Genomic DNA, 17,844 nt, shown 5'->3' with positions numbered 1-17,844 from the left:
ACACGCCAGAGCCAGGCAAACGCGAATGTGGGCGCGTCGAAACCGAATTCGATGCGCCCACATCGCGGGAATGAACCGTCCTTGGAACGAACTCAGTGCAGCATCACCGGGGTCTCGGTATCCACGTCCACGCGCGCCTCGATCTTCTTGCGCGGAAGGAAGTATGCCGGTACGAAAGTCAGCAAGATGAGGACGAGCGCCACCGTGAACGTCGTGCCGAAGGCGCTCGCGGAGATGTCGAGTGCATCGGCCGGAGACGTCGCTTGTGCAACGTTCTTGATCTGATTGGTCAGCACCACGGACATGACGGCCGTGCCGATGGACCCTGCTGTCTGCTGCACGATGTTCATCAATGTCGATCCACGCGCAACCTCGTGATGGGTGAGCGTCTGCAGCGCGGCAGTCATGATCGGCATCATCGTGGATCCGAGTCCCATGCCCATCACGAACAGTGCGCCCAACAGAAGGACATACGAGGTGTCCGGGCCGACCTGCGTGAAGACGGCCATCCCTGCAGAGATGAACACCATTCCGACGAGCACGACCTTCCCGGGTCCTATCCGGTCTGCAAGCGTCCCCGCGAGCGGCATGGTGAGCATTGCACCGATGCCTTGGGGTGCAAGAAGAAGGCCGGCAGCGAGTGTGGTCTCACCCCGAATCTGTAGGAAGTAGCTGGGGAAGAGCAATCCCGCGCCCATGAAGGCAACGGTGAACAGAGTCATCGTGACGACCGCGACGGTCAGCGATTTGTTGGCAAACAGGCGCAGGTCGATCAAGGGATGCTCGGTGCGCAGCGCGTGGAGCACGAACAGGCCGATCAGAGCCAGCCCCGCGATCGCCGACACCAACACCCGTGCCGACAGAATCGTGCCGGTCTCGGGGATGGACGACACCCCGAACAAGAAGAGGGCAAGACCCGGCGACAGCATCAACATGCCGAGGAAATCGAAGGACTCCGACGGCGTCGGCTTGTCCTTCGGAAAGATCGTGATCGCAGCGACGAGTGCGATCGCACCGATCGGAACGTTGATCAGAAAGATCCAGTGCCAGCTTGCTGTTTCGATCAACCAACCACCGAGAATCGGACCACTGATAGGACCGAGCAACATCGGGACTCCGAGGACTGCCATGACACGGCCGATACGCTCCGGCCCAGCTGCCCGAGTCATGATCGTCATGCCGAGCGGCATCAGCATGCCACCGCCGAGTCCTTGGAGCACTCGGAACGCGATCAGCGTGGTGATGTCCCACGCAAAGCTGCACAGCACCGAGCCGAGAACGAACAGAATCAATGCGGTGATGTAGAGGCGCTTGGTTCCGAATCGGTCTGCTGCCCAGCCCGTCAAAGGAATCACGGTGGCGAGCGCGAGTGTATAGCCCGTCATCGTCCATGCCACGGTGGCATACGTAGCGTCGAAGACTTCCATGAACGTCGGTAGCGCAACACTGACCACGGTGACGTCGAGTATCGACATGATCGCGCCCAAAACCACGACTCCAGCGACTTTCAGCACAGCCGAATCGAGTTTTCCCGAGGAAGCGGGAGTCGGCGGCGACATTCCTGGCTTCGTCATAGATCGAGAGTCCTTCGCGTAGGCGAGCGCTGTGGCGTATTCGCACCGGGCCGAATCGCGCAGCGTCACGCGAAAGCATCGTCGAATCTTGGTGCGAGTTCTGGCATATACGTCAGGCACGGCTCGAGACTGGAGTGGGGTGTGTGCTGACGAACAAAGCCTGATCAGTATTCCCTGTCGCCGCACTACGCTCAATCGGTTTTACCGGCGGATCCACCGTGTGGACTGTGAAACCCGACACGGCATCATTGCGGGTATGACCATCTCCAATTCCGGCACCACCGGCCGGGTCGTGCTCCTCCGGCACGGCGAAACCGAATGGGCCACCAGTGGCCGGCATACGGGAACCACGGACGTTCCCTTGACAGCAGTCGGCGAGCAGCAGGCCGTTGCTGCAGGCGAACTCGTCGAGGAACTCGAACTGCGCGACCCGCTGGTCCTGTCGAGCCCTCGCGGGCGGGCGCAGCGAACCGCACAGCTCGCCGGACTAACGGTCGACCGCGAGTGGGACGCGCTCTCCGAAGTCGACTACGGAGACTACGAGGGATTGACCTCGCCCGAAATTCGGTCAACCGTGCCGCACTGGACCGTATGGACGCACCCGTGCCCACACGGCGAGTCGATCGACGACTTCGGCTCGCGAGCCGATCTCGTCCTCTCGGTCGTGCTGCCGGTCTTGGACGAGCGAGACGTCGTCCTCGTCGGACATGGTCATTTCTCGCGGGCGTTGCTCACTCGATGGTTGGAACTGCCTGTCGCCGAGGGGAAACGGTTCGCAATGGCTCCTGCGGCGTACTCGGTGCTGGGCTTCGATCATTCGTATCGACAGCTCGTCGTCCACAACATCAATCCGTCGGTGCGAACCGGGAGAAAGAAGCCGTGAGCAGCATGATCCGACGGGCGAAAGAGGACGATGTCGAAGCCATCACCGGGCTCGTGTACGAACTGGCCGACTACGAGGAATCGCTCGAACACTGCACGGTGAAACCCGAGCAGATCGCTGCCGCTCTGTTCGGCCCAGCACCTTCGGTGTTCGCCCACGTCGCCGAGAGTGACGGCGAGATCGTGGGAGTAGCTCTGTGGTTCCTGAACTTCTCCACCTGGGATGGCGTCAATGGAATCTATCTCGAAGACCTCTACGTCAAACCCGCATTTCGCGGAGCGGGTCATGGCAGAGCACTACTCGCCGCACTGGCTACGGAGTGCATCGAGAAGGGGTACACCCGGTTGAGCTGGTGGGTGCTCGATTGGAACACCCCGTCGATCGGCTTCTACCGCTCACTCGGCGCAGTTGCTCAGGACGAGTGGACGACGTTCCGGATGACCGGCGATGCACTGGCTGCACTCGCGAACACGTCCAGCTCCAGCGCGTAGTCGGGCCGGCTTACCGAGTGCCGTCTACATTTCTTCGTCGACGTCCCCGTACTCGGCGGCCATCCATCTCGACGACGGTGGACTGAAGAGCAGCACCAAGATTGCCACCACGACAAGACCGAGTAACGCGCCGTACAGCGGCTGGTGGGAGTCGGTGAGCAGTGACCAGACAACAGGCAAGAGGAGAAACTGCACGACAAGAGCGATGGCCCGCGCCCAACGCTTACCCGCCACCAGCGCCCCACCCGCAGCTCCGACGGCCACCCCGACCACTGCGAACCATCCAGCGGTTCCGTAGCCGTTCGCGGCGGAATCCTCGACGCCACCGACAGCGCGCACAAGTAGAACTACGGCAACGACCAACGCCAAGAGCCCTTGGAGGGCGACGAGTACCCCGGCGGACCGGAAGGTCGAAGGCGGCACCAGTGGCTGCGAAGGCGTTGACACCCGGCCAGCCTAGAACACCGCCGTCGGACCGCTAAGCTGATGCCCCGTGCGCGCGCTTCTGATCGTCAACCCCAATGCGACATCGACCACTCCTGCTGCCCGTGACCTGTTGGCGCATGCGCTGTCGAGCCGGGTCCGAGTCACGGTCGCCCACACCACGCACCGAGATCACGCGGCCGAACTGGCACGCGAAGCTCGGGAGGACGGTATGGGCCTGGTTATCGTCCACGGTGGTGACGGCACGGTGAACGAGGTCATCAACGGGCTTCTCGGTGTTCCGTTACCGACGTCGATGCGGTCGGTAACGATCGGGGCCATCCCGGCTTTGGCCGTGGTGCCTGGAGGCAGTGCCAATGTCTTCGCCCGCTCCCTGGGAATCGAACCCGACCCGGTGGCTGCCACGAATCAGCTCATCGAGCTTCTTGCGTCGCGGTCGAGACGGACGATCGGCCTCGCCCACTGCGACAACCGGTGGTTCACATTCAACGCAGGCCTCGGACTCGATGCCGACGTGTGTCGCGCGATCGACGCGAGCCGCAAGGACGGACGCCCCGTTTCTGCCACTCACTACGTTCGGGCGGCCGTCCGTGAGTTCTTTCGGCACAAGCGTCACGAGCCGATGTTGACCGTCGAGGTGCCGGGCCGCGACCCGATCACCGGCGTGCATTACGCCTTCGTTTCCAATTCGAGTCCGTGGACCTATCTCAATGCCAGGCCGGTTCACACCAATCCCGGAACGACGTTCGATACCGGACTCGGCTTGTTCGCCATGCGGACGACCAAGGTGGTACCCAGCCTGCTGGTGTCGCGACAACTTCTATCTGCAGGCGCAGAACCCAAGTCTCGCAATCTCTTTCGCATTGACGACGTGCCTCGAATCAAGATTACTTCGACCGAACCGATCGGTCTGCAGATGGACGGCGATTACCTCGGGGAGCGCACCGAAGCCGAATTCTTCGCAACTCCGTCTGCACTGGAAGTCATAGCCCCGCCGTCCGAATGACCTCTGCGCCGACGGGCAGAGAAGGCAGCTTCACCCTCGTCCGGCAAGACTCGTCCGCCTGTTTTCTGACACGTTTACCACAGCAGCGACAACGGAGGATAGCCAGATCTCACTGTGAAGGGTACAAAGGAGCACAGGAGGCTTGAAGCAGCCTAACAGAGTGAGCTTGACCACGGTCACGCGGCAATCTATTGACTTCCCCTGAGTTCGTGAAAGCATTCACAAGCAACAGAGCGGAAACATTGGTTACGCACTCGCGAACATCAATGAAACGGAAAACGGTGCTTCGGCGCCCGGTAAGGAGCAGAGGATGGACTGGCGCCACAACGCTATTTGTCGCGACGAAGACCCGGAACTATTTTTCCCCGTGGGAAACAGTGGCCCGGCACTCGCACAAATCGCCGATGCCAAAGTCGTCTGCACGCGATGCCCTGTCACGGCTGAGTGCCTGTCATGGGCACTCGAGTCCGGCCAGGATGCGGGCGTGTGGGGCGGTATGAGCGAAGACGAGCGTCGCGCACTCAAGCGTCGTAATGCTCGCACGCGAGCACGTAGCTCCGTCTAACGTTCCCAGGAACAAGAGCAGGTAAAAACTCGGTCCGTATCGGACCGAGTTTTTTTCTGCGCACTCGCTCCAATCAGATCCGCGGACCGCGTCTGCCCAAAGGCACGCGAAGCGAGGCATCGGTTCCGCCGCCTGTGGCGCGGTGCAGCCCCAACGACCCACCCAACTCTGCCGAGACGAGCGTCCGCACGATTTGCAGCCCAAGTCCCTCGGAGGTCTCCAAGGAGAAGCCAGGAGGCAGGCCTGGACCGTCGTCGTGGACCACGACGTCGAGCCACCGCGCCGATCGGTCGGCCGTGATGCGGACCACTCCATCGGCACTTTCCACGAAACCGTGCTCCATGGCGTTCTGGACGAGCTCTGCCAGCACCATGACCAATGGCGTTGCGCGTTCGGCGGAAAAGACCCCCAGCGCACCCTCCCGCACGACGCGAACGCGCGGATTGACTGTCGCAATGTCCAACATGATGGGCACCAACCGGTCGACTATTTCGTCGAGGTCGACTTCCTCGTCCACCGACATCGAGAGCATTTCGTGAACCAGTGCGATCGAGGTCACCCTGCGCACCGATTCCGACAGCGCGGTGCGCGCCTCTTCGTTCTCCAACCGTCTGGACTGCAGCCGTAACAGTGCAGCGACAGTCTGCAAGTTGTTCTTCACCCGATGATGAATCTCGCGGATGGTCGCATCTTTACTCAGCAGAGCACGATCGCGGCGTTTGACTTCGGTGACGTCGCGCACCAGCACTATTGCACCGACGAACTCACCGCGAGGTCGGAGCGGAAGGGTTCGAATCAGTACGGTCGCGCCGCGCGCATCGACTTCCATGCGATGACCCGCATCCCCCGAAGTGGAGGCCGCAATGTGGTCGGCCACCTCCTGGGAATCGAACGGGTCGGTGATCAAGGAACGCGTCACCGAGGCAAGATCTCGGCCCGAAAGCTCGGTCGCCAAACCCATCCGGTGATACGCCGACAGTGCGTTGGGGCTGGCATAGACAACCCGCCCATCGGTGTCGAGCCGAATGAAGCCGTCACCTGCACGCGGAGACGAGTTCACGTCGGTGCGTTCGGCCGGCGTCGGAAACGTTCCTTCACTGATCATCCGGCAGAGGTCGTCGGCACATTCTCGGTATGCGCTCTCCAGCGCGCTGGGTGGCCGCTGCTGGGCAGGGTTGATATCGCGAGTGAGGACGGCGATGACGTGGTCACCACACCTCACCGGCACGCTTTCGGTACCGGAAGCACCGCCGCGGACGATGTCGCGGGTGATCAACGAGTCGATCACGGTCGGGTGTTGCGACTCCGACACGATCGACCCCACCATGTCCTCGGTGAAGGCAGTGGAAGCCGTTGTCGGCCTGCACTGGGCAACGCAGAGCACTTCGGCATCGGGGCGATCGGCCGCGTTGCCGGTGCCGACCCACAGCAACAGATCGGCAAAGGACAGGTCGGCCAGAAGCTGCCACTCCCCGACCACTCGCTGCAAATGATCGACGGCATCCCCGGGAAGATCGGTGTGCTCGGCAAGAAGGTCACTGAGAGTCGACACGGTGAACGGCGACTGGGCTCAGGACACCACTGCGATGAGATCACCTTGTTTGATGACATCACCGACTTTCACGTCGATTTTGGTTACGGTGCCCGCAATTTCGGCCAGCACCGGGATCTCCATCTTCATCGATTCGAGAACCACGAGAGTGTCTCCGTGAGCGACTGTGTCCCCCTCAGCTACAACGATCTCGAAGACAGTCGACACCATCTCTGCCCGCACGTCTTCGGCCATGAATTTTCCTCTCGCTCAGTGATCCACACCACAAGCACCGTCAACTCATCAGGCACCCGTAGAAGGACAGCCAATCACACGTGAAAGACTGTAGTGAACATACGAGAGGAGCTACACATGGGTAAGCGTGGGCGTAAGAAGCGCAGTCGCAAGAACAACAAGGCAAATCACGGCAAGCGTCCGAACAGCTGACGCTCGGACCGAGAACCGAGAAAGGCCAGGGAGCTTGAAACGCTCCCTGGCCTTTTTCCGTTTTCTATCGAATCGACGTAGTCCTTGAAGCCTCAGTCGGATTCGGATTGCCGAATAAGGACCGTTCTGCGGATCTCGATGCTGAGGCGCTCGCGCAGACCACTCGGAGCTTGATCTCCACCACATTTACGGCTGATCAGGTTCTTGACCTTCTCCTCGATACCGTAGGCCGCGAAGCACGACCCGCACTCGTCTATGTGCTTCTGTAGACGCTGCCGACTTGCGTCGTCGCACTCGTCGTCGAGCATCAGCCATACATCGGCGATCACCGCCGAGCAGTCGAGATTGTCGAACTCGCTTTGCCCCGCATCGTCGGGAGTTGCCTCGGACGTCACTTCGACACCTCCTGCTCGTACGCATCGACCGCGCCGTTGCGGTTGAATCCACGCTCTCGGGCCACACCAGCGAGCAAGCCCCTCAGTTGCTTACGTCCACGATGCAAACGCGACATCACCGTTCCGATCGGCGTTCCCATGATCTCGGCGATCTCCTTGTAGGGAAAACCTTCCACGTCTGCGTAGTACACAGCCATTCGGAAGTCCTCGGGCAGAGATTGCAACGCGGCCTTGATGTCGTCGTCGGGAAGGGCGTCCAACGCTTCCACCTCGGCGGAACGCAAACCGATGGACGAGTGCTCGGCGGTGGCGGCCAACTGCCAATCCGTGATCTCGTCGGTCGGATATTGAGCCGGCTGGCGTTGCTTCTTGCGATAAGAGTTGATGTAGGTATTGGTCAGGATGCGATACAGCCACGCCTTGAGGTTCGTGCCCTCACGGAACGACCTGAACGCCGTGTACGCCTTGACGTACGTTTCTTGAACCAGATCCTCTGCATCGGCAGGGTTGCGGGTCATTCGCAGTGCTGCACCGTACAACTGATCCAGCATCGGGAGCGCGTCACGTTCGAAACGCTCGGTCAGCTCGGTCGCCGATTCAGCTGTCGCCTGAGCTTCCGGCTCGACTTCCTCCACGCTGATCCCTTCGGTAGCCATGTTCGACCAGGCTACCGCGGGCGAGGGCAGCCCCAAAACGTAGATCGCTTCGTTACCGACAGGTGTACGCGAGGGGCGCTCTGTTGTCGAAACCGTCACAGCAGATCCCTTCCTTCCCAGCTAGAGATTCTTGCGTGTTCAACACCGACGCGGCGCCACGTGTTCCCTCGAGCCCAGTTCGACGACGACGTCGATAGGGTTGCGCGCATGCGCGCCGCCCCCACTCCTGCCGTCACGCTGCTGACCCAGGCGAAAGTGCATCACCGACTGCACAGTTACGAGCACGACCCGAACTCCTCCTCGTACGGGACCGAAGCCGCAGACATTCTGACCGCGCGACTCGGACTGGCGCGTGGGCAGATTTTCAAAACCCTGGTGCTCGAGTGCACCGACCGCACCCTTGCGATTGCAGTACTACCCGTCACCACGACGCTGTCCCTCAAAAGTGCAGCGGCTGCCCTCGGCACTCGCAAGGTGACCATGGCCGATCGGGCTCAGGCAGAGCGATCGACCGGGTACGTGCTCGGTGGGATTTCACCGCTGGGGCAACGGCGGGCGTTGGCCACCGTCGTCGACGACTCGGCACTATCGTGGGACCGGGTGCTGTGCAGTGGAGGTAGGCGCGGACTGGAAATCGAGCTCGATCCCAGCGAACTGGTTCGGCTCTGCAAGGCGGTCACTGCTCCCATCGCGACGGAGTGAACGTCGATGCGCAAAGATGAAGACGTGAGCACCTGGACAGCGCCGTCGACCACAGAGCCCGTACATGCAACGGTGATCCTGCCCGGATCCAAGTCCATGACGAACCGGGCACTGATCATTTCCGCTCTTGCCACCGGGCCGTCCACGGTGTCGGGAACGTTGCGGAGCCGAGACACCGATCTGATGATCGCCGCTCTGCGTGATCTCGGGGTACGGATCGACATCGACGAAGACGATCCGACCGAGCTACACATCGTTCCCGGTACACTGCACGGTTGTTCGATCGAGTGTGGTCTCGCCGGAACCGTCATGCGGTTCGTTCCACCGCTCGCAACGCTCGCCTACGGTGCAGTCTTCTTCGACGGTGACGAGCAGGCCCGTTCGCGGCCTCTGGATACCATCCTGGGAGCCTTACGGTCGGTCGGCGCGCAGGTGGACGGTGACTCACTCCCGTTCAGCGTGACGGGCACTGGGCGCCTGAGTGGCGGCGTCGTCAGCATCGACGCATCCGGGTCCTCGCAGTTCGTGTCCGGTCTCATGTTGTCCGCTGCAGCATTCGACGACGGCATCACCATCCATCACATAGGCAAGCCGGTGCCGTCGATGCCACACATCGATATGACGGTGCACATGCTCAGGCAGGCCGGCGTGCGAGTGGACACCCCCCAGGACAGCGGCGACGCCGATACCTGGCGTGTCCACCCGGGGCCTGTTGCCCCGGTGCACTGGGTCATCGAACCGGATCTGTCGAACGCCACACCTTTTCTTGCCGCAGCTGCGGTCACCGGCGGTGAAGTGCGCGTACCCCAGTGGCCGGTCGCAACGACGCAACCGGGCGATGCGATCCGCGAGATACTTCGGTCCATGGGCGCCGAGGTCGAACTCGACGACGGCACCCTCGTCGTGTCGGGACCGGATGTGCTGCACGGCATCGATATCGACCTACACGAGGTAGGCGAGCTCACCCCGACAGTGGCAGCACTGGCAGCGCTCGCCGATGGACCGTCCTGGCTTCGCGGGATCGCCCATCTACGCGGCCATGAAACCGATCGGCTGAAAGCACTCGCAACCGAAATCGGCAGGCTCGGCGGAAGAGCCGTCGAAACCGCCGACGGTCTCGAGATCACGCCGGTCCCCCTCACCGCCGGACTCTGGCAGGCATACGCCGATCACCGAATGGCAACGGCGGGCGCAATACTCGGACTGCGTGTACCCGGAGTGCAGGTAGACGACATCGGCACCACGGCGAAGACGTTGCCCGGGTTCGAGACCCTGTGGTCCGACATGCTCGCCGGTTCGCAGTCGCACCTCGAGACCGACGGGACCATGTCCTGACGCCGCGCCGGTACGACGAATCGGACGTACGCATACGTCCGGGAAAAAGCTCACGACCTCGGACCAAGACCCGGCCCGAACATGCCGATGCCGAATCGGCCATGGTCGTGGCGGTCGATAGAGGCAGGTGGGGATGCGTTCTGGGAGGTGACCCGAACCGGCCCGTCGTCACCATGCGTGCACGTGAACTGGGGCGAACTCCGATCGTCGTCGGAGACGACGTCGACATCGTTGGAGATCTGACCGGCAAGGTCGATACCCTCGCTCGTATCGTCCGCGTCGCCGAGCGTCGCACGGTGCTCCGCCGTACAGCCGATGACACCGATCCCTTCGAACGTGTCGTCGTCGCCAACGCCGAGCAACTACTCATCGTCGCTGCGCTGGCCGATCCGCCGCCGCGCACCGGCTTCGTCGAGCGCGCACTGGTCGCGGCCTACGTCGGCGGTCTGTCACCGATTCTGTGCCTGACCAAGAGCGACCTGGCGGATCCGACCGATTTCACCGCATCTTTCGCCGATTTGGACGTGCCTGTGGTTCTCGCCGGCCAAAGCGAGGATCTCACCGAGCTGACGGCAACGTTGCGGGGCAAACTGACCGCACTGATCGGGCATTCGGGGGTCGGAAAGTCCACCCTCGTCAACCGACTCGTGCCCGATGCGCATCGCGCCGTCGGCGTCGTATCGGGCGTAGGTAAGGGACGGCACACGTCGACGCAGTCGATTGCCTTGCCCTTGCCCAGCGGCGGATGGGTCGTCGACACCCCGGGAATCAGATCTTTCGGCCTCGCGCACATCTCACCGCACGACGTCGTGGCTGCCTTCTCCGACCTGGCCGACGCCGTCGAGGAGTGCTCGCGAGGGTGCACCCATCTCGGACCTCCCGCCGATCCCGAGTGTGCGCTCGATGATTTGACCGGTGACGCCGCCCGTCGCGTCCGCGCCGTTCGCGGTCTTCTCGAGGCCGTACGCACGAACGACGCCTGGCAGTAGATCACCAGACGTCGTTCGTGGTATCGAACCGAAAGTATTACTTCACTTACCTTTTCGCCCGAACGGACCGCGGGACCTCCTGGCTTCACGAATCGCCGTTGCAAGGCCACGACGCTTCCCGGTCTCGGGATCGATGGTCAGCAGACCCGCAGGCTCATTGGCGAACTTGCGTTCGGATGCTGTCTCCGGTGCATCGTCCGCGGTAGCCCGAAGATACTTGTTCGGCAGCGAGAGCTTGGCGATTGTTCGCCACGACAACAGATACTGCTTGCCGATCGATCCGGTGGTGTACGGCAAGTCGTATTTCTCGGCGAGCTGCACAACGCGAACCTTGATCTCCCGCAAACGATTACTGGGAAGATCCGGGAACAGATGGTGTTCGATCTGATAGCAGAGGTTTCCGCTCATGAACTCCATGACGGGGCCTGCGTCGAAATTCGCACTGCCGAGCATCTGACGCAGGTACCACTGCCCCTGAGTCTCACCCTCCATGTCGGACTTGGTGAACTTCTCGGCGCCGTCGGGAAAGTGACCACAGAAGATGACGGTGTTCGTCCACACGTTGCGAATCATGTTCGCAAGGAGATTCGCCGTCATCGTCGACTTCCACGCGGGACCGGTCAGAGCCGGGTACACCACGTAGTCCTTGACGACCTGCCTGCCGACCTTCTCGAGAACCTCGCGGCGCTTCTGAACGAACTCCTCGCGCGGAATACGCCCCTTGGCAACCTTGCCCAGTTCGAGGTGCTGGGCTGCGACGCCGTACTCGAAGAACAGCTGCAGCAGCAGGTTGAACACCGGGTTACCGAGATTGAACGGCTTCCAACGCTGATCGCGAGTCACCCGCAGCAGCCCGTAACCGACGTCGTCGTCCATACCGAGGATGTTGGTGTACTTGTGATGAATGTAGTTGTGGGTCTGCTTCCAATGCGCGGACGGTCCGGTGTTGTCCCACTCCCACGAGGTGGAGTGAATCTCCGGGTCGTTCATCCAATCCCATTGCCCGTGCATCACATTGTGCCCGAGCTCCATGTTCTCGATGATCTTTGCGGCGCCGAGCAGTCCCGCGCCGAGCAACCAGGCGGGACGCTTGCGGCTCGCGAAAAGGGTTGCACGACCACCGATCTCGAGGGCGCGCTGAAAGCGAATCGTATTGCGAATATATTTCGCATCACGCTCGCCCCGCGAAGACTCGATATCTCGACGAATCGCGTCGAGTTCGACTCCGAGCGCTTCCACGTCGGCGTCGGTCAGATGTGCGTATTCTTTGATTTCCGAAATCGCCATAGGATACGGCCCTCCTGGCAGTCGTCGAGGTGCACTTCGTACACGTTCTTGCAACGACCGTACCGCAACTTACGGTTGCGTAGGTTACGCGCGCGTAGGTGTGAGTGAACTCACTAGCCCTTTGCGCTACGCAGTGCCTTCGCCTGGCGCTTGGCTTCCTTTTTTGCGTTCCGAAGGGTGACCCGTGCTTCGGCGATAGCCGAACGAAGTCCTCGCCGCTCACCGGTCATCGGATCGATTCGGAGCGCATGGACGGCAGGATGCTCGCCCGTGCGGAAACGTCGCTCAGAGCTCGTCTCGGGGGCATTGTCGGAGGTAGCCCGCAACCAGGAGTCCGGAAGCGAAAGCTTGTGAATGGTACGAAGCGCCAACAGGTATTGCTTACCCAGCGAGCCCGTGGTGTACGGAAGGTCGTACTTCTCACAGAGCGCGTGAACGCGTTCGGAGATTTCCGCGTACCGGTTGCTCGGAAGATCGGGAAACATGTGGTGCTCGATCTGATAGCACAGGTTGCCCGACATGAATGCCATGACTTTGCCCGCCTCGAAGTTCGCACTTCCCAGCATCTGCCGCATGTACCACTCGGCGCGAGTCTCGTTCTCGAACTGGCCGATGGTGAACTTTTCTGCACCATCGGGGAAATGTCCGCAGAAGATCACTACGTACGTCCACAGGTTGCGCACGAGATTCGCCGTCGCATTGGCAGTCAAAGTCGACTTCCACGCGGGGCCGGTCAGCGCGGGAAAGAGAACGAAATCCTTGCCTACCTGACGCGCGATCTTGCGGCCGAACTGTCGGTTGGACGCCGACTTCCAAAACGGCAGACTCGTCTCGCCGTCGAGGTCCTTCTTCGCATCGAGATCGTGCAGGGCGATGCCCCACTCGAAAGTCATGGCAAGGAGAACGTTGGCCAAGGGCTGAATCAGGTTGATCGGCTTCCATGGCTCGTCACGAGTCATACGGAGAATGCCGAAACCGATGTCGTCGTCCATTCCGACGATATTCGTGTACGTGTGATGCGAGTAGTTGTGCGCTCGCTTCCACTGCTCCGACGGCCCCGTCTGATCCCATTCCCACGAGACAGAATGAATCTCCGGATCGTTCATCCAATCCCATTGCCCGTGCATCACATTGTGCCCGAGCTCCATGTTCTCGATGATCTTTGCAACGCTGAGCATCGCTGTTCCGGCTAACCAAGCGGGTCGATACTTGCTGCCCAACAGAACAATTCGAGCTCCGAGCTCCAAACTGCGTTGCACCCGGATGGTCCGGCGGATATAGGCGGCATCCTTGGCGCCACGACTGTCCTCGATATCACGTCGTACCGCGTCGAGTTCGCGTCCGAAGGCTTCCATATCGGCTTCGGTCAGGTGAGCAAACTCCTTGATGTCCGAAATGGCCATCGTGGTCCTCCAGGGGTCCTGGGCCTAGCACTGATGGCTTAGCCCGAATGTCTGTCAGGCGACGGAGCGCCTAGTCGAATAATAACCGAAGATACTGAGAGGTAGATGTGCTGCCCCGCAGCGCACAGGTGTTTACAGGTCGAGAGTGCAGTCGCCGGCTGCGGCCGAGATGCACGTCTGAATTCGATCACCTTCACCGTGCTGTTTGCCTGAGCGGAGATCGATGACATGGCCTGCAGTCAGCGGAACCACGCAGGTCTGACAAATCCCCATCCGGCAGCCGAAAGGCATCTGCACACCGACATTTTCGCCTGCCTCGAGCAGACTCGTCGCGCCGTCGACCTCAGTGGAACGATCCGACTTGGCGAACGTCACCGTTCCGCCCTTACCAGAAGTGTCAGCGCGCGAAATCTCGAATCTCTCGAGGTGAAGCTTGTCTTCCAACCCTTCGTGTTTCCACACGCGCTCGATCTCTTCGAGGAGAGAAGCGGGACCACACGCCCATGTCTCCCGGGTACGCCAGTCCGGGTACAGCTCGTCGAGCGACGCGAGTGCGAACTTGCCATCGGACCGTGTCAGCTGAATATGCGAATGAAATTGTGGATGCGCCTCGGCAAGGGCAGAGAGTTCGTCCGCGAACATGACCTCGTCCTCGGTAGGTGCCGAGTGAATGTGCACGGTGTCCGACAATTCTCCATGGCGATCCAGCGCACGCAGCATCGAGATCACCGGCGTGATGCCACTACCGGCCGTAAGAAACAGAATCTTGTCCGGAGGTGGCGTCGGAAGCGCAAAATTTCCTTTCGGCGCGGCCAGTCGAACGATGGTGCCCTGTGGGACTCCACCGACCAGGTGGCTGGAGAGGAAACCCTCGGGCATCGCCTTCACGGTGATCGAAATACGCTTTTCGTCCCAGTTCGGCGGTGACGTCAGCGAATACGACCGCCAATGCCACCTACCGCCGAGGTGGAGACCGATGCCGATGTACTGGCCAGGCTTGTAATCGAAATTGAAGCCCCACCCCGGTTGAATGACGAGCGTCACGGCGGTGGCGGTTTCCTGCTTCACTTCCACGACGCGTCCGCGCAGCTCTCTGGCCGACCACAACGGATTGGCGAGGTGCAGGTAATCGTCGGGTAGCAAGGGGGTCGTGATCCTGGTGAACGCTCCGCGCAGCATGTTCAGCTTGGGCCGCTTGGGCGCAGATACGTCCGCAGCAGGGGCTTCCAGCCACTTCTTGAGGTCCATCCGGTTGGTCATCCCCTCGCTCGAGGCAACGGTACGTTGCTGTAAGTTACGCTACCGTAGGTTGACGAAACGCAAAAGCGACGTGGGTTACACCGCCGTCACAGCAACGCGAGCAAGAACGGCAATTCCTGCGTCGCGTACCACGCCAGAATGTGGTCTTCGGCATCGCCGAGGACGAACTCTGCGTCGGGATCACCGACGTCGGCCGCGTCGACTACCGCGACAGCTTTTCCGACCGCTTCCTCCGCGCCCTCCAGATCGAGGTGAACCGACGCCACCTCGTCCATGCGCAATGGGTTCTTCAACCGAACGACCGCGTCGTCGAGATCGGGACGAAGCGTCGGGTCCTCGACGTCCGCGGCAATGACCGCTCGTCGATGCACCACTCCCCCGTCCACTACCCCGGCATCGGTCTCGTCCTCGATGCCTGCGGCGATGAGCCGCAACGACGCCCTGGCGGCCTCGTTCATTGCGACCTCGGCCAACTCCTCGTCGTCACCCGAGGAATACGCCTCTCGTAGGGACGGCGTCACCGCGAATGCGGTCCGGCTCACCGGATGGAGTTCACCCTCTGCCACCAGCGTCCTGAGCATCGCGACCGTCGCCGGTATGTACACCCTCACAGTAGAACTCCTCACACTCTCGACTCGTTGCTGGCATCGATCAGCTCTTCGAGAGACTCGAGTAGCAGTGCTGTCACTACGTCGACGTCGGGCATCGCACCCCGGTCGGCGTTCAGCCCGAAGTACACGGAGCCGTCGTACGACGTCAGACCGATACTGAGGGCCTGATTCTCGAAGAGCGGGGACACCGGGTACATCTCCAGCATGCGCGCTCCACCCACATAGAGTGGAAACTGCGGTCCCGGAGCGTTGGTGATGATCAGGTTGAACAGTCGCTTCGAAAGCCGACTACCCGCTCGCGCGCCCATGGCATGCAAGCTGGCCGGAGCAAATCCCGAAATCCGCATCAAGGTTTGGGCCGTCACGCCGGGTGACTGTCGCGAATGAGCTTCGGTCGCATGAGAAATATGGGACAGCCGGACGACCGCATTGGGCTCCCCGACCGGCAGGTCCACGAGAAACGACGCCACTTCGCTGCGCGGCACCTCGGCTTCGGGCTCACCGGTCAGCCTGGCAGCGTGCTCGACGGGTCCTGCCCCTTCGTTCGAGACGTACACCGACATCGGCACCAACGCCCGAACCGTCGACGACTCGGTCACCGGTTCGCCGCGCGAGAGAAGCCAGTTGCGCAATGCACCCGTCACCACAGCGAGTACGACATCGTTGATCGAGCAACCGAATCGGGTGTGGATCTTTCGATAGTCGGACAGTTCTGTCTTCGCCACCGCAAACCGACGATTCCGAGATATCGGAGTATTCAGCGGGCTGGCGGGAGCAACCTGCGCCGCCGTGCGCACGGCGGAAAACACTTTGCCCGTCGCGGCAACGACCTCACTCGCCACGTCGGTGATCCCGCGGAACGCATCTCGGACGGCTTCGATGCCTTCACTTGGGCGAACGATCATCTCGGTGATGGCATCGAGGACGAGTGTCGTGTCCTTGGGCTCGCGTGCCGGCATCCACAGTTCCTCGGCCATGGCAGGGGGGCTCTTGCTCGCGTCGAGGATGACTTGACCGAGCTCGAGTGCCATCTCTCCGTCCACGAGAGCAGAATGCGATTTGGTGAAGATGGCGAATCTGTTTTTGGACAACCCCTCCACGAGGTACATCTCCCATAGTGGACGTGTTCGGTCCAGGGGTCGGGAGGTGAGCCGGGCAATCAAATCGTGAAGCTGATCATCGGAACCCGGTTTCGGTAACGCAGACCGACGAATGTGGTAGGTGATGTCGAAGTCCGGATCGTCGACCCATACCGGGCGCGCCAGCCCGAATGCGACCTCGCGAACCTTCTGCCGATAGCGGGGCACGAGAACCAGACGCTCCTCGACAAGCTCCAGCAAATTCTCATAACTGAAACCGCTGCGCGGTGTGCGGAAGGTAGCCAACGATCCCAAATGCATGGGCGTGCTGCTGGCCTCGAGAAAGTAGAAAGACGCATCCTGCGTAGTCAGCCTTGTCGCCATCGCGAATCCTGCTCCCCGTTTCCGTTCGCCGGTACCTGCTGGTTCTGCCCGACACTCGAATCGGCCATGTCGATCGAACTTGGATGAAGCAAAACGCTACAGCCTTTTCTACCTGCTGCGCGAAAGACACCAGTGGAACCGTACGGCCTCCGGTTCCGTCTCTTTCACTAGAGGATGCATATACCGCGACGTAAGGGATGCAAGAAAATGGACAACCTACCTGTGCCGAACCGTCATACATTCCTTTCGCACGCCCGCCCTTTCGAGCCGCCGACAGCCTCGGGAAGTGCCGCCGTACACGCCAGAAATCGTCTCGACCACCATCTCGCGCAAGTACACGCCGGCAGCCAGTCGGGCCGGCGACGTCGCCCCTTCCAGCGAAGTCTCGGCAACCACGCTCACGGGGGCACACCTGGATCGAATGTCGTAACCCCAGCCGAGCGTCAGGCTTCCGAAGACGCACAGCGCGGTGCAGAACACGCGTTGCGACTGATCCTGGAGATTCTCGACAGACGCCGAACAACGGCCAGGCTGGGCGCCTTGTTCACCCCCACTGTTGTCGAGTCGCTGAAAACCCTTGTGAATTCGCAGCCACCCGGCCAGAGTCTCGGCGCCGCGTCACTACGACGGGTGCACGTGAGTCGATGCGCGAAGAACTCCGCGGAGGTGTTCGGCACCTATGCCCGCGGACCGCGCATCTTTGCGGTGGCCGCCCGCCTCGAGTATCGAAAGACTGCGCGACACTCGGGCTGGACGGTCACCTCGGTCAGGATCCGTTGAGGTCTACCGGAACGATGGCAGG

General features: G+C 61.4%; 20 protein-coding genes. 9 read left to right on the top strand and 11 right to left on the bottom strand.

The annotated features are described in order from the left end of the window. Positions 1-92: 92 nt before the first annotated feature. Entirely contained in the window at positions 93-1,559 is a 1,467-nt protein-coding gene (locus BJD99_RS11000) for a DHA2 family efflux MFS transporter permease subunit (RefSeq protein WP_143542122.1), read from the bottom strand. Positions 1,560-1,830: 271 nt separating this feature from the next. On the opposite strand from BJD99_RS11000, the gene BJD99_RS10995 reads away from it, so the two are divergent. Together BJD99_RS10995 and BJD99_RS10990 are read left to right on the top strand one after the other, a co-directional pair. Then, positions 1,831-2,457: an acid phosphatase gene (locus BJD99_RS10995; RefSeq protein ID WP_084346875.1), complete on the top strand. Its 627-nt coding sequence runs from the start codon at positions 1,831-1,833 to the stop codon at positions 2,455-2,457. 5 nt (positions 2,458-2,462) lie between these two features. Continuing rightward, a complete protein-coding gene (locus BJD99_RS10990; protein ID WP_084346948.1) occupies positions 2,463-2,948 on the top strand; it encodes a GNAT family N-acetyltransferase in 486 nt (161 codons plus the stop codon). A 24-nt stretch (positions 2,949-2,972) separates the two neighbouring features. On the opposite strand, the gene BJD99_RS10985 is transcribed toward BJD99_RS10990, so the two are convergent. Continuing rightward, positions 2,973-3,395, bottom strand: coding sequence for a hypothetical protein (locus BJD99_RS10985; protein ID WP_084346874.1), 423 nt, complete (start codon positions 3,393-3,395; stop codon positions 2,973-2,975). A gap of 46 nt (positions 3,396-3,441) precedes the next feature. Here BJD99_RS10985 and BJD99_RS10980 point away from each other — a divergent pair, with 46 nt between their 5' ends. Then, positions 3,442-4,398, top strand: a complete 957-nt coding sequence (locus BJD99_RS10980; RefSeq protein WP_084346873.1) for a diacylglycerol kinase family protein — start codon at positions 3,442-3,444, stop codon at positions 4,396-4,398. A 310-nt stretch (positions 4,399-4,708) separates the two neighbouring features. Beyond that, positions 4,709-4,963, top strand: coding sequence for a WhiB family transcriptional regulator (locus BJD99_RS10975; protein WP_084346872.1), 255 nt, complete (start codon positions 4,709-4,711; stop codon positions 4,961-4,963). Positions 4,964-5,036: 73 nt separating this feature from the next. Here BJD99_RS10975 and BJD99_RS10970 read toward each other — a convergent pair whose 3' ends face one another. Both BJD99_RS10970 and BJD99_RS10965 read right to left on the bottom strand, forming a co-directional pair. Further along, positions 5,037-6,515, bottom strand: coding sequence for a sensor histidine kinase (locus tag BJD99_RS10970; RefSeq protein WP_084346871.1), 1,479 nt, complete (start codon positions 6,513-6,515; stop codon positions 5,037-5,039). 18 nt (positions 6,516-6,533) lie between these two features. Then, entirely contained in the window at positions 6,534-6,749 is a 216-nt protein-coding gene (locus BJD99_RS10965; RefSeq protein ID WP_084346870.1) for a biotin/lipoyl-binding carrier protein, read from the bottom strand. 117 nt (positions 6,750-6,866) lie between these two features. Between BJD99_RS10965 and BJD99_RS21515 the strand changes: the two genes are divergently transcribed. Further along, positions 6,867-6,941, top strand: a complete 75-nt coding sequence (locus BJD99_RS21515) for a 50S ribosomal protein bL37 (RefSeq protein ID WP_099052202.1) — start codon at positions 6,867-6,869, stop codon at positions 6,939-6,941. 92 nt (positions 6,942-7,033) lie between these two features. On the opposite strand, the gene rsrA is transcribed toward BJD99_RS21515, so the two are convergent. Beyond that, positions 7,034-7,336 (bottom strand): mycothiol system anti-sigma-R factor, encoded by a 303-nt coding sequence (gene rsrA / locus BJD99_RS10960; RefSeq protein WP_084346869.1) that lies wholly within the window; start codon positions 7,334-7,336, stop codon positions 7,034-7,036. Next, a complete protein-coding gene (locus BJD99_RS10955) occupies positions 7,333-7,992 on the bottom strand; it encodes a sigma-70 family RNA polymerase sigma factor (RefSeq protein WP_084346868.1) in 660 nt (219 codons plus the stop codon). The genes rsrA and BJD99_RS10955 overlap by 4 nt, the downstream gene beginning before the upstream one ends. Positions 7,993-8,199: 207 nt before the next feature. Here BJD99_RS10955 and ybaK point away from each other — a divergent pair, with 207 nt between their 5' ends. From ybaK to rsgA, 3 genes are read left to right on the top strand one after another with little or no spacing between them, the layout of a single operon-like run. Next, the gene (gene ybaK / locus BJD99_RS10950) at positions 8,200-8,694 is read left to right on the top strand and encodes a Cys-tRNA(Pro) deacylase (protein ID WP_084346947.1); all 495 of its coding nucleotides are present in this window, start codon (positions 8,200-8,202) and stop codon (positions 8,692-8,694) included. A gap of 6 nt (positions 8,695-8,700) precedes the next feature. Then, positions 8,701-10,029 carry a 3-phosphoshikimate 1-carboxyvinyltransferase gene (gene aroA / locus BJD99_RS10945; RefSeq protein ID WP_084346867.1) on the top strand — a complete coding sequence of 443 codons (1,329 nt, stop codon included), beginning with the start codon at positions 8,701-8,703 and terminating at the stop codon, positions 10,027-10,029. Continuing rightward, positions 10,026-11,018 (top strand): ribosome small subunit-dependent GTPase A, encoded by a 993-nt coding sequence (gene rsgA, locus BJD99_RS10940; protein WP_179142294.1) that lies wholly within the window; start codon positions 10,026-10,028, stop codon positions 11,016-11,018. The genes aroA and rsgA overlap by 4 nt, the downstream gene beginning before the upstream one ends. 42 nt (positions 11,019-11,060) lie before the next feature. Here the strand turns inward: rsgA and BJD99_RS10935 are convergent, their stop codons facing one another. From BJD99_RS10935 to BJD99_RS10915, 5 genes are all read right to left on the bottom strand, one after another. Further along, entirely contained in the window at positions 11,061-12,305 is a 1,245-nt protein-coding gene (locus BJD99_RS10935; protein ID WP_084346865.1) for a fatty acid desaturase, read from the bottom strand. Between the two features lie 113 nt (positions 12,306-12,418). Continuing rightward, entirely contained in the window at positions 12,419-13,708 is a 1,290-nt protein-coding gene (locus tag BJD99_RS10930; RefSeq protein WP_084346864.1) for an acyl-CoA desaturase, read from the bottom strand. A 132-nt stretch (positions 13,709-13,840) separates the two neighbouring features. Then, positions 13,841-14,956: a ferredoxin reductase gene (locus tag BJD99_RS10925; protein WP_084346863.1), complete on the bottom strand. Its 1,116-nt coding sequence runs from the start codon at positions 14,954-14,956 to the stop codon at positions 13,841-13,843. A 98-nt stretch (positions 14,957-15,054) separates the two neighbouring features. After that, on the bottom strand, positions 15,055-15,579 hold the full coding sequence (locus BJD99_RS10920; protein ID WP_084346862.1) for a hypothetical protein: 525 nt from the start codon (positions 15,577-15,579) through the stop codon (positions 15,055-15,057). 11 nt (positions 15,580-15,590) lie between these two features. Then, entirely contained in the window at positions 15,591-17,042 is a 1,452-nt protein-coding gene (locus tag BJD99_RS10915) for a wax ester/triacylglycerol synthase family O-acyltransferase (protein ID WP_084346861.1), read from the bottom strand. A 207-nt stretch (positions 17,043-17,249) separates the two neighbouring features. Between BJD99_RS10915 and BJD99_RS10910 the strand changes: the two genes are divergently transcribed. Continuing rightward, positions 17,250-17,822, top strand: coding sequence for an Rv3235 family protein (locus BJD99_RS10910; RefSeq protein ID WP_084346860.1), 573 nt, complete (start codon positions 17,250-17,252; stop codon positions 17,820-17,822). Positions 17,823-17,844: the final 22 nt, after the last annotated feature.

It is taken from the genome of Rhodococcus sp. 1163 (genome assembly GCF_002091985.1).
In the GTDB taxonomy this organism is placed as follows: domain Bacteria; phylum Actinomycetota; class Actinomycetes; order Mycobacteriales; family Mycobacteriaceae; genus Rhodococcoides.
Note: the sequence above shows the minus strand (reverse complement) of the source record. Positions and strands in the feature narration are given on the sequence as shown.

Excerpts from the sequence above, each read along its gene's own strand:
- BJD99_RS11000 (WP_143542122.1), bottom strand. The coding sequence starts at position 1,559 with ATGTCGCCGCCGACTCCCGCTTCCTCGGGAAAACTCGATTCGGCTGTG.
- BJD99_RS10995 (WP_084346875.1), top strand. The coding sequence starts at position 1,831 with ATGACCATCTCCAATTCCGGCACCACCGGCCGGGTCGTGCTCCTCCGG.
- BJD99_RS10990 (WP_084346948.1), top strand. The coding sequence starts at position 2,463 with ATGATCCGACGGGCGAAAGAGGACGATGTCGAAGCCATCACCGGGCTC.
- BJD99_RS10975 (WP_084346872.1), top strand. The coding sequence starts at position 4,709 with ATGGACTGGCGCCACAACGCTATTTGTCGCGACGAAGACCCGGAACTA.
- BJD99_RS10965 (WP_084346870.1), bottom strand. The coding sequence starts at position 6,749 with ATGGCCGAAGACGTGCGGGCAGAGATGGTGTCGACTGTCTTCGAGATC.
- BJD99_RS10955 (WP_084346868.1), bottom strand. The coding sequence starts at position 7,992 with ATGGCTACCGAAGGGATCAGCGTGGAGGAAGTCGAGCCGGAAGCTCAG.
- ybaK (WP_084346947.1), top strand. The coding sequence starts at position 8,200 with ATGCGCGCCGCCCCCACTCCTGCCGTCACGCTGCTGACCCAGGCGAAA.
- aroA (WP_084346867.1), top strand. The coding sequence starts at position 8,701 with ATGCGCAAAGATGAAGACGTGAGCACCTGGACAGCGCCGTCGACCACA.
- BJD99_RS10935 (WP_084346865.1), bottom strand. The coding sequence starts at position 12,305 with ATGGCGATTTCGGAAATCAAAGAATACGCACATCTGACCGACGCCGAC.
- BJD99_RS10930 (WP_084346864.1), bottom strand. The coding sequence starts at position 13,708 with ATGGCCATTTCGGACATCAAGGAGTTTGCTCACCTGACCGAAGCCGAT.
- BJD99_RS10925 (WP_084346863.1), bottom strand. The coding sequence starts at position 14,956 with ATGGACCTCAAGAAGTGGCTGGAAGCCCCTGCTGCGGACGTATCTGCG.
- BJD99_RS10915 (WP_084346861.1), bottom strand. The coding sequence starts at position 17,042 with ATGGCGACAAGGCTGACTACGCAGGATGCGTCTTTCTACTTTCTCGAG.
- BJD99_RS10910 (WP_084346860.1), top strand. The coding sequence starts at position 17,250 with ATGGACAACCTACCTGTGCCGAACCGTCATACATTCCTTTCGCACGCC.